The sequence below is a fragment of the Acinetobacter sp. ANC 3929 genome (genome assembly GCF_000369405.1).
Lineage (GTDB): Bacteria > Pseudomonadota > Gammaproteobacteria > Pseudomonadales > Moraxellaceae > Acinetobacter.
On the sequence record NZ_KB850000.1, the window covers coordinates 1,140,320 to 1,163,678 of the forward strand.

Consider the following 23,359-nt stretch of genomic DNA (forward strand, 5'->3'; position numbering starts at 1 on the left):
TTTCATATTTCTCAGTTTAACCGATTGCTAATCGATCCCATAGTTTTTGTAATCTAGTTGGTGAAATAGGCAGCTTTGTTTTCATTGGCTGAGAAAACAAAGAAATCCTGAATTCTTCCAACATCAAATACAATTCTTTGATTTTAGGATCATTTTTAAATTTAAATACTTTGTCCATCCATGGATCGACATCATCAATCGCAGCAAGGTCTCGTTGTAGATTATTGGGCAACCGATCTAAACGCAATAGCAGTGCTTTTAAATAACGCGGGTATTCCTGCCAAATTTCAGCGGGACGGCTATACACAAAGTTTGCCAGTGACATTAAATCGAGTTGATCTTCAATATCATCCACACTTCGACCAAAGATCGTCTGATCCAACACCAACAACTCACGGCGGATCTGCTGCCACTGGGTAAATATTTCAGTTAAATCATTTAATGTCTGTTGACCATTTGCTAAAAACTGCTTTTTCGTTTCATTCAACAGCTGTTGAAACTCATCCACATTTTTAGGTAATTCTTGAATCGACACCTGTAAAGTTGCGTAGACTAACATTTGTTCCAGTTTGGCTCGATCACCTAGTGGTGAATAAGCCAGAGCTAAAGGCTTAGAAATTTGTTTTTTCAATTGACGGATTAAATCACCCAACTGCATATGCACCAGACGAATCACCCCTTCTCGATGTTGCTTAATGGCTTCATCTTGATCATTAAAGGTTTGAATCACCACACCGGATTCATCTTTTGCGTCAAGCTCTGCAAATACTTTTGTTGGTACCAAAGCCTGATATTGCTTGATCACAACACCTGTTACTTTTTGCGATGCTTCAAATACAAAGTTTTCAGGGAAGGTCTGGAACTCACCTTGTTGCTGTTTCACTGGACGGTGGGTTTCGACACGACAACGCGCTTTCAACTCATCCAGATCTCGCCCTTGCGCGATTAACTTGCCTTTTTCATCAACGACTTTAATAAACGGGATCAGATACTGATCAATTCGCTCAAAAGAAAAATCTTTTTCCGTAATCTGCTCGCCACGTAAAGCAAATGCCAAGTAGCTAAATAAATGTTCGCGCAGATGAACAGCATCAATTCCCTGCATCAGCTTTTTCGCAGTATCGGGAATCGGAACCAAATTACGGCGCTTGTCTTTTGGCAAGGCTTTTAATAATGCTTCGATTAAATCCTGACGCCACCCTGGAATCCCCCACGACCACTGTTTCTCATCCACTTGCGGTAAAGCCTGCACAGGAATCTTAACTGTCGCACCATCTTCATCGTGACTTGGATCAAAACGATAGCTAGCCGCAAGTCGCAGCTGTCCATTATGTAAATAATCAGGGAATTGCTGCGTGGTTGGGCGATCATTCATCCACAACGCATCATCTTCTACAAATAAATAACGTGGCTGCTCTGACTCAATGGTTGCGCGCCAATCTTCAAAACTACTACGACTGGCGATTTCTTCAGGCACTTTTGCTGCATAGAATTGGTAAATGGTTTCTTCATCCACCACCAAATCACGACGACGCAGCTTATCTTCAACCCGTTCAACTTCTTCAAGTTTGAGTAAGTTATGCTTTAAAAATGGTGGAGTAATGCCTAAATGACCTGTCGTTAATGCATCACGTAAAAAGATTTCATGTGCCGCAGCTTGGTCTACTTTCTCAAAATTGATTAATCTTTTTGGCTCGATAATCAGACCAAACAAAGAGATTTGAGCATAAGCATTGACGATACCTGCTTTTTTCGACCAATGTGGTTCAAAATAGTGATATTTCAATAAATCACGCGCTGCCAATAAAATCCATTCAGGATCAATTTTTGCCAAGGTCCGTAAATACACTTGAGAGGTTTCCACCATCTCAAATGCCATGACCCAAGCCGTATTGGTTTTGTGCAAAGTACTTGCAGGAAAAACTTTAGCCTTCTGTTGGCGCACTGCCATAAAAGTATTACGTTCATCGGTCTTATTGGCGATAAATGAGAGTAAACCAGTCAGTAAGGCACGATGTAGATTTTCATAATTGGCTGATTTTTCATTAAAACTCAGCTTTAAACCTTCTGCCAATTCAACCAATTGCTGATGGGTTTGCTTCCATTCACGCAGACGCAACCAACTTAAAAAATGCTGACGTGCAAATTGACGACGCTTATTTTCAGTTTGTGTTTCGGGACTGGTTTGCAGTGTATTCCAGAGTTTTAAATAGAATAAAAAGTCTGAGTCCGCTTCTTTGAATAACGCATGCTTTTGATCGGCCTGCATTTGCTTGTCGGCAGGACGTTCTCGAGGATCTTGAATGGCTAAGGCACTGACAATAATCAGAGTTTCTTTGAGCACACCAAAATGTGCCCCGCCAACCAACATACGTGCCAAACGCGGGTCAATCGGCATACGCGCCATCATTTGACCGACTTTGGTTAAATCATTCTTACGTTCATTTAATGCGCCTAACTCTACCAAGAGCTTACGTCCATCATTCACCAAACGGAAATCAGGCGGCTCAATAAAATCAAAGTCTTCTAAATTACCTAGGCCTAAGCTTTGCATTTGCAAAATAACAGAGGCCAAGTTGGTGCGCTTAATTTCAGGTTCAGTAAATTCAGGACGGCTTAAAAAATCATCCTCGCTATATAGACGAATACACACACCCGCAGCAATACGACCACAACGACCTTTTCGCTGATTGGCTGCAGCCTGAGAAATTGCTTCAATCGGTAAACGCTGTACACGCGACCGATAGTTATAACGTGAAATTCGAGCAAAACCACTATCAATTACATAGCGAATATTTGGAACTGTTAACGCAGTTTCAGCAACGTTGGTGGCAATAATAATTCGTCGCCCTTTACCGCTCGGACTAAAGATTTTTTGTTGTTCTGCGAGCGCCAAACGTGCATACAAAGGCAATACTTCAGTATGACGAGGACCATATTTTTGCAGTGTTTCCTGTAATTCACGAATCTCTTGTTCAGTACTGGCAAAAATTAAAATATCTGCATATTCAGGATGACCTTTTGCTTCAGCATCGGCAAAACATTCTTCTACCGCCTGTACCACAGCACGCGGTAAATTTTCTTCGAAATCATCAAATTCGTCGTCATCACTGCCAACAATACTCAGTTCAGAAATCGGACGATAACGCAGCTCGACAGGAAAACTACGACCTTCTACTTCAAAAATCGGTGCATCATAGAAATATTGGCTAAAACGATTTACATCTAGCGTCGCCGACGTCACGATCACTTTTAAATCAGGGCGTTTTGGCAAAAGCTGCTTGAGATAACCCATGATAAAATCGATATTGAGTGAGCGTTCATGCGCTTCATCAATAATGATCGTATCGTATTTTGATAAAAAACGGTCATTGGTCAATTCCGCCAACAATATACCATCGGTCATCAAACGGACGATTGAATCTTGCGAACCTTGCTCATTGAAGCGAATCTTAAAGCCAATTGATTCACCAAGCTTCTCGCCCACTTCTTCCGCAATACGTTGTGAGACACTTCGAGCCGCCAATCGACGTGGCTGAGTATGTCCAATCATACCTGTGAGCCCACGACCTGCCAGCATCGCTATTTGTGGAAGCTGTGTGGTTTTACCAGAACCTGTTTCACCTGCAACGATGATAACCTGATGCTTTTGAATCGCCTCAATTAAACGGTCTGCATATTGGGTGACAGGCAAATCTTGGTTAAGCTTAATCTTGGGAACACGCGCTAAGCGTTGTTTTACCTTATGATTCGATTGTTCAATGAGTTTTTCGATTTCTGCTGTTTCTGTTTTTTTATCTTTGCGCAGTCGATTTAAACGGTGACGGTCACGTGCCATAACCAATTGATCTACATTTAAATGACTCTGCACTGAACAGCTTTCCTGAAAAATAAAATAATCGGCTATTTTACGCTTTAAGCCCTTGCTATGCAAAGAAACCTTTTCATTCTCTTGGCAACAGAATGCAAAACTTAGCTTAGTTACCCCATTGCACTTTTTATTCCTCGATCATTTTATACATTTATCTTGTGTTGAAAATTTAACCGTATATCTTGGTTTTTTATATATTTTTATCTTTTTTCAATTTTACCCTTGAATTTTACTGACGTAGACTTCATGTTGTTATGCACGTTAGTTTTCAGATATTTTGTCATTTTTGCTTCATCTGTATGGAGTCAAATAGAAAGAATATCTTTGGGGAAGTCGTTTTTGATTGAGTTATTCAATTTTCCGATTTTAGTGATGTAAAAATACTATTTCCCCAATAACTAAAAATTATTTATTCTTTATCTCGTAAACAAGTAAGGCGTTAGCCTCTCAATAAAACCTCAATCATGGAGACAATGATGAGCTTAATTAATACTGAAGTTAAACCATTTAAAGCAACTGCGTACCACAACGGTCAATTTGTTGACATATCTGAAGCTGATCTTAAAGGCAAATGGTCTGTTGTATTCTTCTACCCAGCTGACTTCACGTTCGTATGTCCAACTGAGTTAGGCGACCTTGCTGACAACTATGCTGAATTCCAAAAATTAGGCGTTGAAATCTATGGCGTGTCTACTGACACTCACTTCACGCACAAAGCTTGGCACGACACTTCAGAAGTTATTGGTAAAATTCAATACCCATTGATCGGCGACCCAACTTGGACACTTTCTAAAAACTTCGACGTATTAATCGAAGCTGCTGGTCTTGCTGACCGTGGTACTTTCGTAATCGATCCAGAAGGCAAAATCCAAATCGTTGAAATCAACGCTGGTGGTATTGGCCGTGATGCATCTGAACTTCTTCGTAAAGTTAAAGCTGCTCAATATGTTCACGCTCACCCAGGTGAAGTATGCCCAGCGAAATGGAAAGAAGGCGAAGCTACGCTTGCTCCATCTATCGACTTAGTTGGTAAAATCTAATTTTTTAGATTAGACCAATAGGTTTGAAGCCACCCTTTTTAGGGTGGTTTTTTTATTGATTATTTTTATCAATCCCAGTCCTATTTCACACTGAAAATTTATAGCTAATTTTTTACAATTCTTATACTTATAAATTTATAGCAACATTCATTTAAGAATTGTCAGCCTGCTCAAGTTGGAGTACTGTCAAATTATGAAACAAAAGAGTTTTTAGATATGTACTAACAGATCAAACAAAAGTAGGAGTCGTTATATGGAAAAATCTGTTGTTGTAACCTCTTGGAAATATGATGTTTCTTCACGCTATTTAAAAATTTTCTATAGCAATGGCTCAGGTGAGCTCTATCATCCCGTTCCAGAGTTTATTTACAATAATTTGCTACGTACCAATGATAAAACCGCCTTTGTTCATAAATATCTTGAGTTTGATCTGCACTTTAAAAGGCTCTGTATTTCTGCTTAATCATAAAAAATCAGCCCGCTTGGGCTGATCTGTTTTGTGTCTTTCGATTATTTAAGCTGCTTCATTTTGCTCTATATATTTCTCTCGCATTTTTTCCTTCACACCCTCATGCATATTGATTCTGTTGAGATCACCTTTATAGTGAGCCACAACGCGATCATCCATAATTTTTGACCACCAAGATGGAATAAATGCAGGCAAAATCATCGCACCATACCCTGCTGGTAGCTGTGGTGCATCTTCAAAGTGACGCAAGGTTTGAAAGCTTCGGGTCGGATTGGCGTGATGATCTGAATGACGCTGTAATTGATACAAGAACAAATTGGTCACCACATTATTATTGTTCCAGCTGTGCTCTGGCAAAGTACGCTCATATTGGCCATTTTCTTTCTTTGCACGCTTTAAACCATAATGTTCGATGTAATTTACCGATTCAAACAAGGTAATCGCATAAGCCGCTTGTGTAAGTTGGAACGGCACTGAACGCAGACCAAACTTGCTCAACATCGCCGCATGGTACACAGCCGACATTGCCCAACCATGAATCAACTCATTTTCCTTACAGAAGAAAGGTAGTTTCTTACGTTCTAAACGCTTCTTTTCAATCTCGATTGCTGATTTAAAGCTGCCGATCACGGTACGTGGTAAAAACTTCCAAAAGCTTTCACCAAATTGCGAAGATGCAGGGTCTTCAGGTGTCGCAACACGACGGTGATGTCCATAAGGATGTTCAATTCGGAAATGGTTATAGCCTGATGGTGCTAACGCTAAATGCGATAAATAATGTTCAAGTTGTCCATTTTTATGGCTGAGTTCATGTGCAGTATTAATCGCGATTCCATTGACCATGCCCACCAAAGTTCCCAGTAAAACCTGATCAGCAACTGGTGTATTTTTACGGCTGGCTAAATATGCCCCGTAGATATTGGTCGCGTATTGCAAAGGAATAAAAAGTTTAACGATACGAGCGTAATACGGATCAGCTTCTAAATCCGCGATTGCATCTAAGGGTGGATTTTCTGTGTCTTCACCAATGAGTTTATCCAATGCCGGAATGACACCATGAATAAATAATGGTCCAAATGAAGCAAAAAACTTTTTCGTTTTTTTAGGACCAAATTGATAGCCCGCCAAGCCCCCCATAGCAATGGTTGGTACAGCCAAACCTAAAAGCCATAAATGACGTTTTTTATCCTTAAATTTTGTTGTCGCTTGCTCGACATCCAGTTGAGTATGCATATTCATTAGAAACTCCTCAATCAAACACAAAATGTTTTGCTTGAATTGATTGTGTTCCTTCACCGCCGCTCTATATTATCATTTTAAGACTTGCTATTATCATTTTAAGACTTTACTGAGTTTTTATTGTGCAGAAGCAACAGATCCCGGTTATTCCATCACGTTATTATTTACGACTGATTGAAATATTGATTGCGACGCATCAATACGATAATGAGTTATTGATGGCAGTGCAGCAAGAACTGGCAAAAACAGAATTATTGTCGATTCAACAAATTGAACAATTCATCGAAATTGGTTTAAGTCTACCCAATACTCAAGATCTGGCCTTTGAACTCGGTAAAAATATCAAGCTCAGCTCGCATAGCTTAGTCGGCTATGCGCTCATGACCAGTCCTAATTTGGAACATGCACTTAGGCTGATTGCACAATATTTTCGACTGATTATGCCGAGTTTTAAGCTAAGTATTCAGTTTCCGTCCCATCAACATAAGGTTGAACTCTTATTTGAACCAATTTTACAGATGAATAAGCAGTGTTTGGCCTTTCATATTGAAGCAATTGCGGTGGCGTTTTACTACAGCCTTTTAGAGTTGGCAGGTCAGCAATTACAACGCTACCAAGTATATTTGAGTGTTCCAGAGCCAAGTTATCAAGAACGTTACTTCGCTTTAGTGAAAGCCAATTTTCACTTTAACTATACTTGGCTTTCAGGTATCCGTGTGGTGATTGATCAGCAACAATTGGCACTCCCCTTGCCTTTGGCAGATGCACATAGTTTAAAAATAGTCGAGCAACGCTGTCAGGAACAAATCCAGAAGATTTATCATCAAGGTGAAATTGTTGAATGGGTCAGCATGATGTTACGACAAGCCAATCAGGTTCCTACCCTCATGGAATGTGCCAAAGTATTAAACATTTCGACTAAAACCTTGCAGCGTTATTTACAGCAACAAGGCGTTGAATTTCAAGCTTTAAAACAGCAAATCAGTACAGAGCGTGCCATTGATTTATTAGAAAATTCTAGCTTTACCATTACCCATATTGCCTATGAATTGGGTTATTCTAATCCTGCTAATTTTACCCGTGCTTTTAATAAGGTCATTGGTTGTAGCCCTCAAGCGTATCGATTACAACACCAAGGCAAAGCCGATTCACTTCAACACCACCATACATAAGCCCGCGCCAATCGGCAAAGTGGTACACATGTAATGCTCATCGTTCTTAATCAATTCCAGAAAGTTTTTCACTTCAGCGGCATGAGAAATCACATTATCAACAATTAAAGTGCTACCTGAAGATCGCAATAAGCGCTTTAAATCAGCCCAGTAACTGACATAATAATCACGCTCTGCATCTAATAAAATAAAATCAAACGGTCCACTGGCTTGGGCCAGAAAATCCGCCGCATCTCCTATCCAGAAATCAATTTGCTGTTCTAACTCAAATTCCTCCGCATATTTCTTTGCCTGAGCACTGCGCAATGGATCAATTTCCACAGTTTGAACGTTGCCATCTACTGCTTTGGCAGCCTCAGCCAACCATAAGGTTGAATAACCCGTAGAAGTCCCAATTTCCAGAATACGCTTTGATTGTTGGCAACGAATCAATATTGCCAATAATTTTGCCGACTCAGCTTCAATATTCCGATAGCGACTCAGGCGATCAGACTGTTGAGCATCGTGTTGTTTAAACTCATCATATAAATCAGAGATACGTTGTAAAAATACAGTGCTGGTCATGTCTGATCCCTCAAATGCCACAATGAAAAGCGCATTGAATTTAAGTCGTTTGTATCAGTTTAAAGCGCGGTAAAATCTGACCATCATTAAGTTGAACGGTTTCGTTAAACATCGTCAACGGGCGTACCCACATCGAATAATCACCATATAGGCATTGATAAACGACCAACTCTTCTTCGGTTTCACTGTGTCGTGCAACATTAAACACTTGATATAGCTGACCTTTATAGTGCTGATAGATGCCACGTTGTAACGCCATGTTGCTTACCCTTTATTTATGCCACGAAATGATTGCAGTTATATAACAACTTTGATTGTACTCAAATTTATATGGAACTATCTGTACACATAATAGCCAATACGCTAAAAATTCAAAAAACCGATCAAACCAATAAAAACATACTGTTTTACCTATTCAGTACTTTTGCGTACTATAGCTTTATTGAATGAATTTAGCTGATTGAAAAGTCTTAGCGTTTGGAGAAATACATGTTAGATCAAAATATTAAAACTCAATTAAAAGCTTATTTAGAACGTTTAGAAAGTCCAATCGAGTTGGTTGCTGCTTTAGATGACTCGGACAAAGCTGCAAAAATTAAAGAACTCGTAACGGAAATTGCTGAACTTTCTGACCAAGTTACGGCGCGTTTTGACGGTTCAAACGCTCGCCGTCCTAGTTTTGGTGTAGCAAAAGCAGGTGAACAACCGCGTGTGTTCTTTGCTGGCTTGCCAATGGGACATGAGTTTACTTCTTTGATCTTGGCATTATTACAAGTGTCTGGTTACGCACCAAAAGTCTCTGATGAAGTCCTCACTCAGATCAAAGGCTTAAACTTAAGCGCAAATTTTGATGTGTTTGTCTCGCTCAGCTGCCATAACTGTCCAGATGTGGTTCAAGCGCTCAACTTAATTGCGATTAACAATCCAAATACCACGGCGACCATGATTGATGGTGCTTTCTTCCAAGACGAAGTTGAAGAGCGCAAAATCTTGGCGGTGCCAATGGTGTTCCAAGACAATCAACATATTGGTCAAGGTCGTATGACTTTGGAAGAAATCGTTGCCAAGTTAGATAGCAATTCTGCTGAGAAAGATGCAGCGGCAATCAATGCCAAAGATGCGTTTGATGTGTTGGTGATTGGTGGTGGTCCTGCTGGCGGTACCGCAGCAATCTACGCAGCACGTAAAGGCATCAAAACGGGTATCGTGGCTGAACGTTTTGGCGGTCAGGTGATGGATACCATGGATATTGAAAACTTCACCACGGTTCAAAAAACCGTAGGCCCGCAGTTCGCTCAAGACATGGAAGCACATGTACGTGAATACGGTGTGGATATCATGAACTTGCAACGTGTTAGCAAGATCACAGGTGCAGATCAAACCGCCAATGGTCTAGTTGAAGTTGAACTGGAAAATGGTGCCAAGCTTGAATCGAAAACCATCATTCTTTCAACTGGCGCGCGCTGGAGAGAAATGAATGTACCAGGTGAAGCAGAATACCGTACTCGTGGTGTTGCGTACTGCCCACACTGTGATGGCCCATTGTTCAAAGGCAAACGTGTTGCGGTGATTGGTGGCGGTAACTCGGGTGTAGAAGCAGCCATTGACCTTGCGGGGATTGTGGAGCATGTAACTTTGGTTGAGTTTGATACCAAACTACGTGCCGATCAAGTATTGCAAGACAAGTTAAACAGCTTGCCAAATACCACGGTGATCTTGAATGCACTCAGTACTGAAGTGGTGGGTGATGGTTCACAAGTAACGGCATTGAAATACAAAGATCGTGCCACTGAGGTTGAACACACCGTAGAGCTTGCAGGGATCTTTGTGCAAATTGGTTTATTGCCAAACACGGATTTCTTAAAGAACAGTGCGGTTGAGCTGAGTAACCGCGGTGAGATCGTGATCAATGATCGTAATGAAACCAATGTCAAAGGTGTATTTGCTGCGGGTGACTGTACGACTGTGCCATACAAGCAAATCATCATTGCGACTGGTGAAGGTGCCAAAGCATCGCTGTCTGCTTTTGATTATATGATCCGTTCTGGCGTATAACTGATCTAAAACACGTGCACACACTTATATTTCCCGATGTAAGTGTGTGTTTTTACAAGTTATCAACAAATTTTCAACTTTATTATTCATCAAGTTTGTGTTTATATTTTCGGTATCCATATCCTATTGGATGCCACAAAGAAAAGGAAATAGACAATGAATAAATTACTTGTTGCATTAGGTCTTGCTGCTACTGTTGCGCTTGTAGGCTGTAATAAAGATAAAGCACCTGAAACAGGTGCAACCACGGGTGAACATTTAGAGCACGCTGCTAGCCAAGCTAGTGCGGATGTACAAAATGCTGCTGATACTGCTGCTAACAATGTTGCCACTGCGGTAGATACTGCAGGTGATCAAATTGATGCTGCTGCTGATCACACTGCGACTGCAACTGCTGAAGCTGCTGCAAAAACTGAAGCTGCTGCACGTGATGCAACCGCTAAAGTTGCAGGTGCGGTAGAATCAACTGCTGCTGATGTGAAAGAAAAAGCTCAACAATAATTGAGTTGAAATAAAAAAGCCTCTGTAAACAGAGGCTTTTTTATTTGTCTCATTTAGCTTAATAGACCTTCATCACGCATTGCTATTTGCACAGATTGACGTTCCGCCACTTTATTACGTAATGCAATCACATTGATATAAGGCGTCAAATCATGTTCGATATGGTTTGACCAATTGGTGAGGACAAATAAATATGCATCCGCAGGACCAAAGTTGTCATCGACTAAATAATCACAATCTGATTCAGCTAAATAGTTGTCGATATATTTAAGCAAACGATCAACTTCTGCATAGGCTTTGGTTTTTTCATCATCAGTGAGTTTGCCACCAAAGAATACCGAATAAGCATCATGCAGTTCTGAATTTAAATATCCTAACCATTCCAGCACTTTGGCACGTCCCATCCCTGACGGTGGAATCAAATCCTGTTTAGGATCATGCTGTGCCAAAAACGGTAAAATCGCCACATTCTCAGTTAAAATCAAACCTGGATTAATTTCCAATGCAGGCACATAACCCTTTGGATTAATCTCGTAATAATCTGCACCTTTAGAGGTTTTATGTGTTTTTAGATCAACTCGTTCTAAATCAAAATCGACGTTTATTTCATTTAAAATAATATGGGCTGCCAATGAGCATGCGCCAGGTGAATAATACAACTTCATAATTGATCCTTGTTATCTAACAACTTATGCCCTAGAACGTTCCTACGAAACTCGAGAACAGAAATAACTAAAATTTATAATAGCTTTCATGCTAAGAACATCTACACCACTACTATTAATGAATTTTTTTCTGCCTTGCAAGTTATATTCCGTGACGAATGATTAATTTATGAAAAAACAAACCCAACAAGGTCACGGAAAGCGGATTATGCTCTGCCAAAAAGTTTGCCTAACCATTCAAATAATGAGTTTAAAAATTCAACGATGATATTCTTGGGATTGTTTGGCTCAAGCTGAGAGTCCGAGCTTTTCATATCCAAATCCACAATGACTGGATCATGGTCAGAAGAACGATAAGCATCCGCAGCGAAGAACAAAGCCTTTTGCTCATCAGTTTTATATTCTTCATTATAATCCAGCACCGTCGGCTCATCGGCATTGATATGCCATGCAAAGCTTTTGATCACACGCTTATACAAATTGGCATCAGCAATGGCATGATCAAGGTTACCTGCACCGCCATAACCATCTGCATCGCTGGCAACACCAAAGACATAACTATACGCCTGACTACCCTCACCGACTTTGCTGTCATTCAGCAAGACTTTATAGTTGGCTTTTTCAAAGCTAAGGATTGGATCTTCTTTAGCGTAGCTGTTCATATCACCTAAGAGCAAGATATTCGGATTTTTCACTTGGGTTGGATTCTTGGCAATCCATTGGGTAAGTTGCTCAACCGCTTTAACACGAGTTGGATTCCAACAACCTTGACCATCACGTTGATCGGCATCAAGCGAGTTGGCATCTACACCCTTACAACCTTTAGATTTAAGATGGTTTGGAATCACCGTAAAGATCTGACCACCTTGTACTGGTTTAAATGATTGGGCAATGGTGGAGCGATTTTTATCACCCAAGTCCAATACCGCAGGTTTATTGGCAGGTTGCACACGTTTACTGTTATAAATAATCGCAACGGCAATCACATCCGTACCGAGCTGATTTAAACCTTCTGGAATTACATATTTCCAGTCTGGTCCTAAAGCTTTGGTGAGATTGGCAACCGCACTGTCACTGCCATAACCATTATTGGCAATCTCCATCAGACCATAAACATCTGCATCAATTGATTTTAATGCATTGACGATTTTGGCATGTTGCTTATCAAATTCAGCCTGACTGTTGGCACCACGTTCGGTTGGAAAGCCATTTTTGCCATTGTCATAGTTCAATACGTTAAATGCCGCAGCACGAATATGTTTGCTTTGTTTAGCGGTAATGCTTGGGCGCGGATTAGTGGTGGTCACGACCTCTGGCAAGTTCGCGCCCACAATCGGCTGTACACGCCAAGCATTAAAGCGGTATTCTAAAATACCTTGTGCATTTTTTAATTGGTAGCCCGAACGTAGCGTATTTAAAGCACTAAAGTTTTGTGGCAACCACGGTGCACGGTTTTGATTATTATAGCCATCATCAAAAATAATCTTAGAAAGTAGGTTTTGTTGCGCTAAAGCCTTAGCTTCATTTGAAAGTGCAGGATAAAGATTGGTTGGAATGAATAAGCGACCAAGGCTTAGAGATAGCTCACCATAACGACCAAAATTATAGTTTTCACTGACCGTCAACGTTTGCGGTAATTTCACCAACATCCCTTGATAACGTTTCGGTGAATTACCCGCTGCATCGGTCAAGCTGCTAAAGGGTAAGTTCAAGTCCAGTGGTTGAATCAGCGATGCCATGTTCTGGTTACAGGTCTTAATATCCTGCTGCAACTGATCAATTTGAAGTTGGTTTTGGTAGTTGGTTAAACGACCACGTAGGATGACTTCATCACCAACCTGTCCACCTTTGACTGCACTACTTGCAGGGATATAAACAAAAATTGCATTGCTGACATTTTGCGTGGCTTTGCTATCAGGGGTTTGTACATAGAAACCTGAGAAGCCATTGCTATAGCGATAATCCGCTGTGATCACCCCACGAATGGTGTAGTTTTGATTCTGAGTCGACTCGGCTAAACTAGAAATTGGTGTATCACTACTGCTACAACTGACTGCATCTACAGGCGGTGTCGTAGTAGAGCCGGTTAAATTCGAAAAGTCATTCCGATCTGTCCATGCCTGCCAAGATGGGTCTAGATCAAATGGACTGGTCGGGTCTATACTGACCACAGGATTATCTGTTTGAATCCGTTTAAAGCTGTTCGCAGTACTAAATACCGTTGTGCCCCAACCTGCCGTTGGACGCTCGCCAATACGACCAAAACGATCTACGGGTGTACCACGATAAAGCAACACAATGGCATCGTCGCCATTAAAAGATAATCCCGCAACTTGATTAACCTTATCGCCCAATTGCGCCTGTAATTCTGAACGGCCAATCAGAAATTTTTGTTTACTGGCCAAAGTTCCCTGTAATGGGAAGGCAACAGTTTTGACTGTACCACCATTATTGAACTGCTGAATTTCATAATCAGCTAAATTCACCGTTGTGGCATCGGGGTTATAGATTTCCAGTCCCTTTTTATTACTGCTGCCATCGACATATTGGCTAAACATCAGTTGTGCATGTGCAGCAGAAAAGATTGAAGACGCGCCTAATAAACCTAGGCAAATGGCGATCGAATGGTATTTAAAATTGTTCATCGTTTTTTACTTAGTGTTAAAATTCTAATTAGGCTATGCAATTTCTGTGACAGCTACATGAAGATTTTTTGACAAATTTTAATCAATTTCAAAAATGACTGACTAAATAAAATCACTTAAAGTTTGACTTGACCACCTGAACACTTAAAATACGGCATTTCTATATTTATATCTCCAGAATCATGTCAAACGATCAGTTAGAAACGCAAATTACGGAACTCGACAATTTGCCTGAGCACCGTGAAATTGTGACGTTTATGCGTCGTTCAGCTCCGCTCAATACTTCACAACGTACTGCTTTAGAAGATTATCGTGATTTAATTTTGGAATATCCTGTTGGTGATTTACGTCAACACTTTGAACATCCTGAACGCCCATTAACCGTTGAAATCGGTTTTGGTATGGGTCGTTCTTTGGTGTTAATGGCAAAAGCCAATCCTGAACGTAACTTTGTCGGGATTGAAGTACATGTACCTGGGATCGCACAGTGTGTCTATGAAGCAGGTATGGCAGGCTTAAAGAACCTGTTTGTATTGGATGCCGATGCAATCCAAGTGTTACGTGAAATGCCAGACAACAGCATTAACTGCGTACAGCTTTACTTCCCAGATCCGTGGCAGAAGAAGCGTCACTTTAAACGCCGTTTTGTTATTCATGAGCGTATGCAACTGGTTGAACAAAAGCTTGAGTTGGGTGGTACCTTCCATGCAGCGACAGACTGGGAACCGTATGCAGAGTGGATGCTTGATATCCTAGACAATCGTCCTGATATGGAAAACTTGGCAGGTAAAGGCAATAGCTACCCTCGCCCAGAATGGCGTCCAGTGACTAAATTTGAACGTCGTGGTCTGGAATCTGGTCATAAAATTAATGACTTTATTTTTAAGAAAATTAAATAAGCTGATTTAGTTTTCGAAGGAAGCCACTAAATGTTTAGTGGCTTTTTTATGATAGATCGCATCCTTAAATCAACTATTTTATAAGTCGGCACAACATTTTTTGTTTAAAAATATTTAATTATTTTTTAATATTTACTAACATAAATTATCTTTTCAATTTTAATCAGATTGATTAAAATTTTTTTAATTAATTTCAACCAATTGATTTTATTATAATGAAAAATCAGACCCTATTTTTTATTTTATTTTCAAGCCTAGCTTTTAGTGCTTGTGCCAAATCACCTGAAACAGCCACAAATGAAATCAAACCTTCACCTGAGTTACAACAAAAAATTCAGCAGCTAGGCGAAAAAACCAAAAAGAATATGATCTTTGTTGAAGGGGTTCTTTTATGATGGGCGACTTTAGCTCGGTAACCCGTAAAGACAAACTTCCGATCACGGGTCTTTATGCTGCTATGCCAATGCATAAAGTCACACTGGATAACTATAGCCTGAATGCCTATAAAACCACTTTTGATGACAAACATGGCATAGCTTATGCTATCCACATTTAAAGATATGGGGGTCAATATGAAAATTATCTTTCTATTCTTAACCGTTATTCTAGTTGGTTGTAATGCTTCGAATAAAAATGACAATGAAAAAAAATATGCTAAAAACTATGAAAAATATAGTCATCATCTAAATGAATTAACAGCAGATGAGTTAAATGAATATGCGGCTTTACTGTATTATAAGGATCTAACCGATCAAGCAATATTTAGTTTTGATGAAAAAAGTGATAATGAAATCCAAGCTATTAAAGAAAAATCTATAAAAAATAATAAGGAAATAGAACAGTTATTCAAAAAAGCTGCTGATCATGGCAGTACATTAGCCAAAGTTAATTTAGCGAAAATATACACACAAGCGCACTATGAATATTACAATCAAGACATAGATCAACAAGACCCCAATCAAGCTCCGAATGTTGTCCCAGTTATTTTCCAACTTTATAAAGAGGCTGCTGAGAATGGCAATGCTGATGCACAATTTAAATTAGGTGAATGTTACACTGTTGGATGGGGTACTACGATTGATTATCATAAAGCCATGTATTGGTATAAAAAATCAGCACAACAAGGCAATCCTGCTGCTATGAATAATATCGGCATGTTGTATCAACGAGGTTTTGGCGTAGAAAAAAATGGTCAAATATCAACAGGCTGGTATATTAAAGCTGCCAACTTAGGTTATAGCCTAGCACAACACAATATGTTTCAGAATTATTATAATGGGCAAAATGGCCTGCCAGAAAATGAAGAAAAAGCTATGAAATGGCGAGAGATGTGCTCCTACAGATCAGAAGAAATCCCAATACAGCCTGTTTTTGATTTAGATTTTAATATTACAGAAACATATCCAAATAAATGCAAAAAAGACTAAATATAATTTGATAGGAAGATAAACCTTTTATATTGCCAATTTTTCTCTTTAACCTCTGATATATATTTGAAAAAATTACAATCTCCCCCTATGAAATAATAAATTTCTAGTTAAATTTAAATAACATAAATCTGCTGTTCGATCTTCATCTTATCTATTAAAATACGGAGCAATATATACAACCTATTGATTTTTATTAGAATTAAAATACAAAGTCTGTCTATTCTTCTGTTATCCAGTCTGGCACTGACTGCTTGTGCCAAATCGACTGAAACAGGCCCTAAAGAAACCAAACCATCACCAGAGCTACAACAAAAAATCCAGCAATTGGTGGAAAAAACCAAAAAGAATATGATCTTTGTTGAAGGTGGCTCTTTTATGATGGGCGACTTTGGCCCAGTCACCCGTAAAGATAAATTGCCAATTACTGGTCTTTATGCCGCTATGCCGCTGCATAAAGTCACTTTAGATAGCTATAGTCTCAATGCCTATAAAACGACCTTTGATGATTTTGATCTTTATACTGAAGCAACAGGACAACCCAAAATCGGGATGCAGGAAATTTCAAAAAAATTACGTGTTCCTAATGCCCCTGCTGGTGTGAGTTGGCAACAAGCTCAGAATTATTGTCAGTGGTTAGGACAACAGGTCGGGATTCCAATGAATTTGCCTACCGAAGCACAATGGGAATATGCTGCACGAAACCGTGGTCAATATATTATTTATCCAACCGATAATGGTAAATATGAAATGGGCCGTAATGTCTGGAGTGATGAACAGCGTCATCAACTGAGTAAATCACTAGAAATGGATGGTGTACCTATCCCAACTTTAGGTAAATTTCCTCCATCTCCTTTAGGGTTTTATGATTTGGCAACAGATAGTTACGAATGGATGTCGGACTGGTTTGACCCTCAATATTATAAAAACTCACCAGAAAAGAACCCGCAAGGTCCTGCTACTGGTACACTTAAATCTGTGCGTAGCACTTACCAAGTTGCAGGTACCTTAGATTTACAAATAAGTGGAGAAGTTACAACAATTTATAGAAGTGGAGAAGAACCAAATCCTCAATTTGAGAAAGATTCTAGCGCTTTTACCAGTATAAATCCAAATGGCGCAACAGCTGTACGCTGTGCTTCTAACTCCCACCAACCATTTCTGAAACAGAAATAAAATTCTTCAGTCCTACGGCAAGTTAGAAGTTAGACTTGCCAAGTTTGGAGAGCGTTGTTTTCTTGACCGTATTGATCCAGCCCAAGTTCGTCTATGGGTTGTGGCGCTTGTGCTAAAAACAGTTCTGGCTTTTCTATATCTTGCGCAATCTTGGCCTGCATAAACTCAGATGAACCAAAGTCAGCAATTTTATAGTCTTTGGGATAAGCCAAAATCCGCTCACCACGCATTTTCAGGTATTCATCCAAATAACGATTACCTGAACGGTAGTCCTTAGGGAAATTATGATCCTGATTAATACGCCTTTTCACCTCAGCTAAATCAGCCAAAGGTAAGAAGCCATGGCTACGGCCCAAGTTGAGAAAATCCAGTAATTCACTTTCATTTTGCGCAATTGTTTTTACCGAGGTGTCACCATCTGTACTCATATGTTGAAGCGTGTTGGTCCAGTGACTAACCACTGTAACGCTCCTAAACAGGTTTAATACCGCCTCTTTATGCGCAGTCAGGTCATATTCCTTGACATTATTCAGCACCCAGGTACCATCTCGTTGGCTTGGATTGAGTACCCCACTAACCAGACCATGCCGGGTAATATGATACAGGAAACAGCCGCGGCTTTCAGGACTTAGATATTTTAACCACTGTTCTTTAGCATTGATTTTACGACACATTTCTAGTCGTTTCTCGGCAATTTGCATTCTAGATTTAAAATCTGCGAAATGTAAATTAATTAGTGCGACACTCTGAATAAAGGAGCTATCTTTTTCAAAGGGTAACATCATACTGACCTTATGCAGTAGCATAAAAGTGCCTTCGGTCATATACACTAGTTTTTTAAATGAAATATAAAGCAGTTGATAGGCAATAAATTTAATCAATTGGTCAATCTTACTAAAATCAACCATAAATTCTAATGCACCTTTGCCGCCAACCCCATAACAGGCTGCAATACTGGCCCTAAAACGAAACGCGCCCTTGGCAAAATAAAGTTGAAAATTGGCACTTCCTCCTGCACCTGCACTCAGTCCCAAAGTCGGAGAAATTTTTGCCAAATCAGAAAAGTCTTTAGGATGCTCAGGGTCTAACCATTGTAAACCGCCAAAAGGGGTAATATTGGCCTGTATCCCTGCAAAGGCATTAATTCCAGCATTGAAATAGTTATCTTTCACCTCTTCATCCATTTGACCTTTTTTAATATTCAATACAGCTCTTTTAGATGAGTTCAAGCTATTTGCAAGTGTACCCTTGGGGTCACGCCTCATACTACTTAACATTTGCTGTGTCCCATCATTACTGACCGTCACGGAAAATGCAGCTGAAGCAGCAAAAGCGGTACCTGCTGCAATCCCACCAATATTCTGATTTACAGGAATTTTGGACTTAGCTTTCTCTAGAGAGTGGATTGGACCTTGAACAAGCTTTAAGTTTAGTTTCAAATAACCCACCCCAAATAACAATTTAATTTCAATTAGTTACAAAATCAATCATCTCTATTTAACGTTCTGGATAGCGATCACTCTCAATAATTTTTTTATTTTGCAATCACTTCATTTTTTTTAAAAAACTATAAGGCAAAATTACATTTACCCCCATATTATATAAAATATAACAAGATATGAGAAAGAATAGGCTTACAATAATATAAAGCTCATAAGAAGCGTGGATTTCCAACAATCCATTCATTACAAGAACAAAAGCAATTTGAGAAAAAATCAAAGCAAGGAATACTGAAATTTTACTATTTCCATATTTAAAATTACTAATAGAGAAGAAAAAATCATACAAACTTACGTCATCTTTTGAGAAATATTTATCTGTTAAAACTTCTATATATTCCTCTTTTAACAATAAAGCCTTCCACTTCACAAATATAAACATAGATATAAGTATAAAAAGTAGCACATATCCAAAAAAGTATTTCACGCCTAAGTTCATAGAAATAGTTAAAGAAATTACAAAAAAAACTAAAGCATTTAAGAAACTACACATTACTCTATGGAAAGAATATAAAACAATACTTTCCGATGTTTTTATCCTAAAATAAAAAAACACACAAACAATAAAATATAAAATATAAAATATAAAATATAAAATATAAAATACTGTAAAAAAAGTATTAATATAATAGTAATTCAAATCCTTAATAGTAAGAAAACCCAAAAAACCAAGAACTCCCAAAGCTAGGTTCAACATAAAATGATTTTTAACAAAATATTGATGATCAAATTCTGATATTTTTAATGACATTTAAAAACTCGACTTAATAAAACCATGAAGATAAAGTATAATTTAAGCCAAAAAGTTGATTTCCTTTATTGACTATATCTTGCAGCGTATTTTGTGTACAACTCTGCAAGTGATTATATAAATTTTTAAGATTATCAGTCATACCAAAATATTCATCTAAATAATCTAACATCCAACCAATTGCTATTCCAACAACAACACCAACCGCAATAACTAGGCCAACAGGTCCACCTGTTAGTAACATACTAACTAACAAAACTGTTAACCATGTTCCAATAAGAGTTTTTATAGCCATTCCTGTCAAATTAGCTAGCAAATCTGTAATATCTTTTTGGTTATTTTCATTCTGCATCCATTTTTGTATTTCAACAGTTCCACCAACCACTATTCCTATAAAAGATCCTTTTATTGCAGCTTTTGGGCTAAAATCAAACATTTGTTCTTTTGGCAATCGTGCAGTAAGAACATCTTTGGCATTTTTCGAAAATAATTTAAGGTTAAAGTGTGCTCTTCCAATAATTGAACCAATAAAAAAAAGACCATTATGGTTCCCAATGTTCCTTATAATAAATTTTGCTTGCGTTGCCGCCACTCCTAATACATTAAAAAAAGGAATGAAAAACTTATCAACAATTGAAATTCTTTTAGATACATCTAAAGAAGCACCAACAATTCCAGCACTAATATTCCACCATGTAGCTGAGTTATCGAAACTGAATGTTGATTTTATACTTTGCCAAATATTTTTATATGATTTTTTAAGAGACCTTCCCATTTCATATAACATATATAGCAAACCCGACTGAGGATCCAATATAGAATAAGCTAAATGCCGTTCCTGTTCTTTTTCATCACTAACTACAATAATAAGTGGATCATTTTCTTGAAACTGGACGGTAGTAAATTGCCTTATAACCACTGACTTCAAAAGAAAAAGTTTTAGCATCAATTCCTCTTGCAGCCATAAGCATAATTGGAGCATTAGTCATCAATGCGCTACTACTAGCTAAAGTTTCGAGCATCGCTACCCCAACAGCTTGTTTTCCTATATTTTTTAAAGGATGAATTTAGAATCTTCAATCTGAAGATTCCTTACGCGGCCTTCTATCTTTTTCATTTCTTATCAAAATAATCTTCTGGATAGGGATCTGGGCCTTTTAAATTTTTTCGATACTCCATGACACTAGCATGCATACCATCCATATCAAGTAAACTTTTTTGGAAAAAGTCCTGACTTTTAGGGTTTTCAAAACCTAACTTATCAAAAATTCTTTCTGATATTTTTGATAATGAGATTACAGAATTTCCAATTGTAATATAACCTAGCATAAATACAGTGGAAAAAATAAAGCAGCTTAAAAATATTATTCCACCATATTTAATATAATCTCCACTACCACCATCTAAGAAATTTAAAAAGAGAAAAAGAAAAGAAAAGAAAAGAAAAAGAAAAAGAAAAAGAAAAAAAATTGACTTTATAGTACTTACATATAGATTTTTTAATGACCGCCCCATCTCATACATCATATAAAGCAACCCTGTCTTTGGATCAAGTACAGAATATGCCAAGTGCCTTCCTTGCTCTTTCTCTCCACTTATTACCCAAATAAGCGAATCATTTTCTTTAAATTTAACAGTAGTAAATTGCCCTATAACTCTTACACCATCTACTTCTCCAATAAATGTTTTAGCATCTACCCCTTTTGCTGCCATCATCAAGATTGGTGCGCTAGTCATTAATGTACTACTAGCAGCCAAAGTACCTAATATTGCTGATCCAGCGGCTTGCACTTTAAGGTTCTTTAGTGGATGAATCTTAGAATCTTCAATTTGAAGATTCCTTACTCGGCCTTCGATTTTTATCATTTTTTATCAAAATAATCCTCTGGATAAGGATCTTTTCCTTTTAAACTTCTACGGTAATACATCACACTACGTTTGAAAGTATGCCCATTTTCCTTGAAATGATCTGCAGTTCCGAAGAAATCCTGATTTTTAACATCTTCAAAACCTAGTACCGCAAAGACCTGTTCTGATAGCCGACAAGCCTGTTTCTGATCACGTGAAAATAAAAATGTACTTAATACAAATAAAAATGTAAATGCAAATGGAAATAAGATAAAACCAAATATATGCATCAACCAGCTAAAACCTAAGCCATCCTCCGAAATAAACCAAGTTACTAGTATTATTGCATTTCCGAATAATACAAAAAATAGAGCAACAAATAGCGCTGTTTTGCAAATACTTATATAGCCCCGCTTTAATGAACGTCCCATCTCATTAATCATATGCAATAATCCAGTTTTGGGGTCTAGTGTTGCATAAACTAAATGTCGCCCTTGTTCTTTTTCCTGACTAATTACCCAAACCAGTTCATCGCCATTCTTAAATTGTACTGTTGTAAACTGGCCAATTACTCTATATTCGCCCACCTCACAAGTAAAAGATTTAGCAGCTTCTCCTCTTGCTGCCATCATCATAATAGGAGCATTGGTTGCCAAACTACTGCTTGCAGTTAAAGCTCCAACCACAGCTGTACCTGCTGCTTGTTTTTCGATGTTTTTAAATGGATGAATTCTGGAGTCTTCAATTTGAAGATTCCTTACACGACCTTCGATTTTTATCATTTTTTATCAAAATAATCCTCTGGATATGGGTCTGGACCTTTTAAGTTTTTTCTATATTCCATTACACTAATATGAATGCCATCTTTGACGATACAATCATTGTAAAAGTCCTGTTCAATTATTTTAAAACCTAAGACTTTAAAAATTTTCTCAGATAACACCCCCATTTTCTTTAATACTCGGCCAAAAACAAGATAAGAAAAAGAGAAGGAAAATAAAAAGCTTATAATAGAGCTAAAAAATAAATATTTAATAATATCATTAAAAGAAATATCTACACTATCTCCATAATAAAGTTTTGAACCTAATATTAAAATAGATATAAATGAAAAACACACTAGCCCTAAAAATAATGCTACCTTATTGTTATAGTTATAAGCTTTTTTCAACGACCGTCCCAATTCATACATCATATAAAGTAACCCAGTTTTAGGATCAAGTACAGCGTAAGCTAAATGTCTTCCTTGCTCTTTTTCCCTACTAATCACCCAAACCAGTTCATCCTCGTTCTTAAATTGTACTGTTGTAAACTGACCAATCACACGATAATCACCGACTTCACAAGTAAAAGATTTAGCATCTTCTCCACTTGCTGCCATTAGCAAAATTGGTGCATTAGTTGCTGCGCTACTACTTGCAGTTAAGGTTCCAAGTATTACACTACCAGCAGCTTGTGATTTAATATTCTTCAAAGGATAAATTTTGGAGTCCTCAACATCTAAGTTCTTTACAAATCCCTTGATCAATAACATTTCA

General features: G+C 38.3%; 18 protein-coding genes and 3 pseudogenes. 9 read left to right on the plus strand and 12 right to left on the minus strand.

The genetic code is table 11. The annotated features are described in order from the left end of the window. Nucleotides 1-16 precede the first annotated feature (16 nt). Nucleotides 17-3,871, minus strand: a complete 3,855-nt coding sequence (gene hrpA, locus F909_RS02860; RefSeq protein ID WP_005153846.1) for an ATP-dependent RNA helicase HrpA — start codon at nucleotides 3,869-3,871, stop codon at nucleotides 17-19. A gap of 476 nt (nucleotides 3,872-4,347) precedes the next feature. Between hrpA and ahpC the strand changes: the two genes are divergently transcribed. Continuing rightward, entirely contained in the window at nucleotides 4,348-4,911 is a 564-nt protein-coding gene (gene ahpC, locus F909_RS02855; RefSeq protein WP_005153847.1) for an alkyl hydroperoxide reductase subunit C, read from the plus strand. Nucleotides 4,912-5,164: 253 nt separating this feature from the next. Continuing rightward, on the plus strand, nucleotides 5,165-5,374 hold the full coding sequence (locus F909_RS02850) for a KTSC domain-containing protein (protein ID WP_003652651.1): 210 nt from the start codon (nucleotides 5,165-5,167) through the stop codon (nucleotides 5,372-5,374). Nucleotides 5,375-5,425: 51 nt separating this feature from the next. Here F909_RS02850 and F909_RS02845 read toward each other — a convergent pair whose 3' ends face one another. Continuing rightward, nucleotides 5,426-6,619: an alkane 1-monooxygenase gene (locus tag F909_RS02845; protein WP_005153850.1), complete on the minus strand. Its 1,194-nt coding sequence runs from the start codon at nucleotides 6,617-6,619 to the stop codon at nucleotides 5,426-5,428. A 122-nt stretch (nucleotides 6,620-6,741) separates the two neighbouring features. On the opposite strand from F909_RS02845, the gene F909_RS02840 reads away from it, so the two are divergent. Next, entirely contained in the window at nucleotides 6,742-7,791 is a 1,050-nt protein-coding gene (locus F909_RS02840; RefSeq protein ID WP_005153854.1) for a helix-turn-helix domain-containing protein, read from the plus strand. Here the strand turns inward: F909_RS02840 and F909_RS02835 are convergent. Then, the gene (locus F909_RS02835) at nucleotides 7,768-8,355 is read right to left on the minus strand and encodes an O-methyltransferase (protein WP_005153859.1); all 588 of its coding nucleotides are present in this window, start codon (nucleotides 8,353-8,355) and stop codon (nucleotides 7,768-7,770) included. The genes F909_RS02840 and F909_RS02835 overlap by 24 nt on opposite strands. Nucleotides 8,356-8,395: 40 nt before the next feature. Further along, nucleotides 8,396-8,614: a DUF1653 domain-containing protein gene (locus F909_RS02830; protein WP_005153862.1), complete on the minus strand. Its 219-nt coding sequence runs from the start codon at nucleotides 8,612-8,614 to the stop codon at nucleotides 8,396-8,398. Nucleotides 8,615-8,844: 230 nt separating this feature from the next. On the opposite strand from F909_RS02830, the gene ahpF reads away from it, so the two are divergent. Beyond that, the gene (gene ahpF / locus F909_RS02825; protein WP_005153863.1) at nucleotides 8,845-10,410 is read left to right on the plus strand and encodes an alkyl hydroperoxide reductase subunit F; all 1,566 of its coding nucleotides are present in this window, start codon (nucleotides 8,845-8,847) and stop codon (nucleotides 10,408-10,410) included. A 156-nt stretch (nucleotides 10,411-10,566) separates the two neighbouring features. Further along, entirely contained in the window at nucleotides 10,567-10,911 is a 345-nt protein-coding gene (locus F909_RS02820; protein ID WP_005153865.1) for a hypothetical protein, read from the plus strand. Nucleotides 10,912-10,964: 53 nt separating this feature from the next. On the opposite strand, the gene F909_RS02815 is transcribed toward F909_RS02820, so the two are convergent. Further along, nucleotides 10,965-11,576: a glutathione binding-like protein gene (locus tag F909_RS02815; RefSeq protein WP_005153867.1), complete on the minus strand. Its 612-nt coding sequence runs from the start codon at nucleotides 11,574-11,576 to the stop codon at nucleotides 10,965-10,967. A 206-nt stretch (nucleotides 11,577-11,782) separates the two neighbouring features. Beyond that, nucleotides 11,783-14,221, minus strand: coding sequence for an ExeM/NucH family extracellular endonuclease (locus F909_RS02810; RefSeq protein ID WP_005153868.1), 2,439 nt, complete (start codon nucleotides 14,219-14,221; stop codon nucleotides 11,783-11,785). A gap of 182 nt (nucleotides 14,222-14,403) precedes the next feature. On the opposite strand from F909_RS02810, the gene trmB reads away from it, so the two are divergent. The 4 genes and pseudogenes from trmB (at nucleotide 14,404) to F909_RS02790 (ending at nucleotide 17,723) form a co-directional block, all read left to right on the plus strand. Further along, the gene (gene trmB, locus F909_RS02805; protein ID WP_004662584.1) at nucleotides 14,404-15,120 is read left to right on the plus strand and encodes a tRNA (guanosine(46)-N7)-methyltransferase TrmB; all 717 of its coding nucleotides are present in this window, start codon (nucleotides 14,404-14,406) and stop codon (nucleotides 15,118-15,120) included. 215 nt (nucleotides 15,121-15,335) lie between these two features. Further along, a pseudogene (locus tag F909_RS21440) lies at nucleotides 15,336-15,643 on the plus strand (sulfatase); the annotation flags it as partial. A 16-nt stretch (nucleotides 15,644-15,659) separates the two neighbouring features. Next, a complete protein-coding gene (locus F909_RS02795; protein WP_005153873.1) occupies nucleotides 15,660-16,547 on the plus strand; it encodes a tetratricopeptide repeat protein in 888 nt (295 codons plus the stop codon). A 186-nt stretch (nucleotides 16,548-16,733) separates the two neighbouring features. Beyond that, the gene (locus tag F909_RS02790; RefSeq protein WP_005153874.1) at nucleotides 16,734-17,723 is read left to right on the plus strand and encodes a formylglycine-generating enzyme family protein; all 990 of its coding nucleotides are present in this window, start codon (nucleotides 16,734-16,736) and stop codon (nucleotides 17,721-17,723) included. 1,312 nt (nucleotides 17,724-19,035) lie between these two features. On the opposite strand, the pseudogene F909_RS21445 reads toward F909_RS02790, so the two are convergent. From F909_RS21445 to F909_RS02765, 6 genes and pseudogenes are all read right to left on the minus strand, one after another. Continuing rightward, nucleotides 19,036-19,162: pseudogene (locus tag F909_RS21445) on the minus strand (ABC transporter ATP-binding protein); the annotation flags it as partial. Between the two features lie 106 nt (nucleotides 19,163-19,268). After that, nucleotides 19,269-19,973, minus strand: coding sequence for a hypothetical protein (locus F909_RS02780; protein ID WP_005153879.1), 705 nt, complete (start codon nucleotides 19,971-19,973; stop codon nucleotides 19,269-19,271). Nucleotides 19,974-20,688: 715 nt separating this feature from the next. After that, nucleotides 20,689-21,090, minus strand: a pseudogene (locus F909_RS21755) (putative type VI secretion system effector); the annotation flags it as partial. Continuing rightward, complete coding sequence (locus tag F909_RS02775; RefSeq protein WP_005153883.1) at nucleotides 21,087-21,839, minus strand: putative type VI secretion system effector; 753 nt, start codon at nucleotides 21,837-21,839, stop codon at nucleotides 21,087-21,089. The gene F909_RS02775 and the pseudogene F909_RS21755, both read right to left, overlap by 4 nt. Continuing rightward, on the minus strand, nucleotides 21,836-22,603 hold the full coding sequence (locus F909_RS02770; RefSeq protein ID WP_005153885.1) for a putative type VI secretion system effector: 768 nt from the start codon (nucleotides 22,601-22,603) through the stop codon (nucleotides 21,836-21,838). Before F909_RS02770 ends, F909_RS02775 begins: the two co-directional genes overlap by 4 nt. Further along, nucleotides 22,600-23,355 (minus strand): putative type VI secretion system effector, encoded by a 756-nt coding sequence (locus F909_RS02765; RefSeq protein ID WP_032878247.1) that lies wholly within the window; start codon nucleotides 23,353-23,355, stop codon nucleotides 22,600-22,602. Before F909_RS02765 ends, F909_RS02770 begins: the two co-directional genes overlap by 4 nt. Nucleotides 23,356-23,359 lie beyond the last annotated feature (4 nt).

Excerpts from the sequence above, each read along its gene's own strand:
- ahpC (WP_005153847.1), top strand. The coding sequence starts at position 4,348 with ATGAGCTTAATTAATACTGAAGTTAAACCATTTAAAGCAACTGCGTAC.
- F909_RS02850 (WP_003652651.1), top strand. The coding sequence starts at position 5,165 with ATGGAAAAATCTGTTGTTGTAACCTCTTGGAAATATGATGTTTCTTCA.
- F909_RS02845 (WP_005153850.1), bottom strand. The coding sequence starts at position 6,619 with ATGAATATGCATACTCAACTGGATGTCGAGCAAGCGACAACAAAATTT.
- F909_RS02835 (WP_005153859.1), bottom strand. The coding sequence starts at position 8,355 with ATGACCAGCACTGTATTTTTACAACGTATCTCTGATTTATATGATGAG.
- F909_RS02830 (WP_005153862.1), bottom strand. The coding sequence starts at position 8,614 with ATGGCGTTACAACGTGGCATCTATCAGCACTATAAAGGTCAGCTATAT.
- ahpF (WP_005153863.1), top strand. The coding sequence starts at position 8,845 with ATGTTAGATCAAAATATTAAAACTCAATTAAAAGCTTATTTAGAACGT.
- F909_RS02820 (WP_005153865.1), top strand. The coding sequence starts at position 10,567 with ATGAATAAATTACTTGTTGCATTAGGTCTTGCTGCTACTGTTGCGCTT.
- F909_RS02815 (WP_005153867.1), bottom strand. The coding sequence starts at position 11,576 with ATGAAGTTGTATTATTCACCTGGCGCATGCTCATTGGCAGCCCATATT.
- F909_RS02810 (WP_005153868.1), bottom strand. The coding sequence starts at position 14,221 with ATGAACAATTTTAAATACCATTCGATCGCCATTTGCCTAGGTTTATTA.
- trmB (WP_004662584.1), top strand. The coding sequence starts at position 14,404 with ATGTCAAACGATCAGTTAGAAACGCAAATTACGGAACTCGACAATTTG.
- F909_RS02795 (WP_005153873.1), top strand. The coding sequence starts at position 15,660 with ATGCTATCCACATTTAAAGATATGGGGGTCAATATGAAAATTATCTTT.
- F909_RS02780 (WP_005153879.1), bottom strand. The coding sequence starts at position 19,973 with ATGTCATTAAAAATATCAGAATTTGATCATCAATATTTTGTTAAAAAT.
- F909_RS02775 (WP_005153883.1), bottom strand. The coding sequence starts at position 21,839 with ATGATAAAAATCGAAGGCCGAGTAAGGAATCTTCAAATTGAAGATTCT.
- F909_RS02770 (WP_005153885.1), bottom strand. The coding sequence starts at position 22,603 with ATGATAAAAATCGAAGGTCGTGTAAGGAATCTTCAAATTGAAGACTCC.
- F909_RS02765 (WP_032878247.1), bottom strand. The coding sequence starts at position 23,355 with ATGTTATTGATCAAGGGATTTGTAAAGAACTTAGATGTTGAGGACTCC.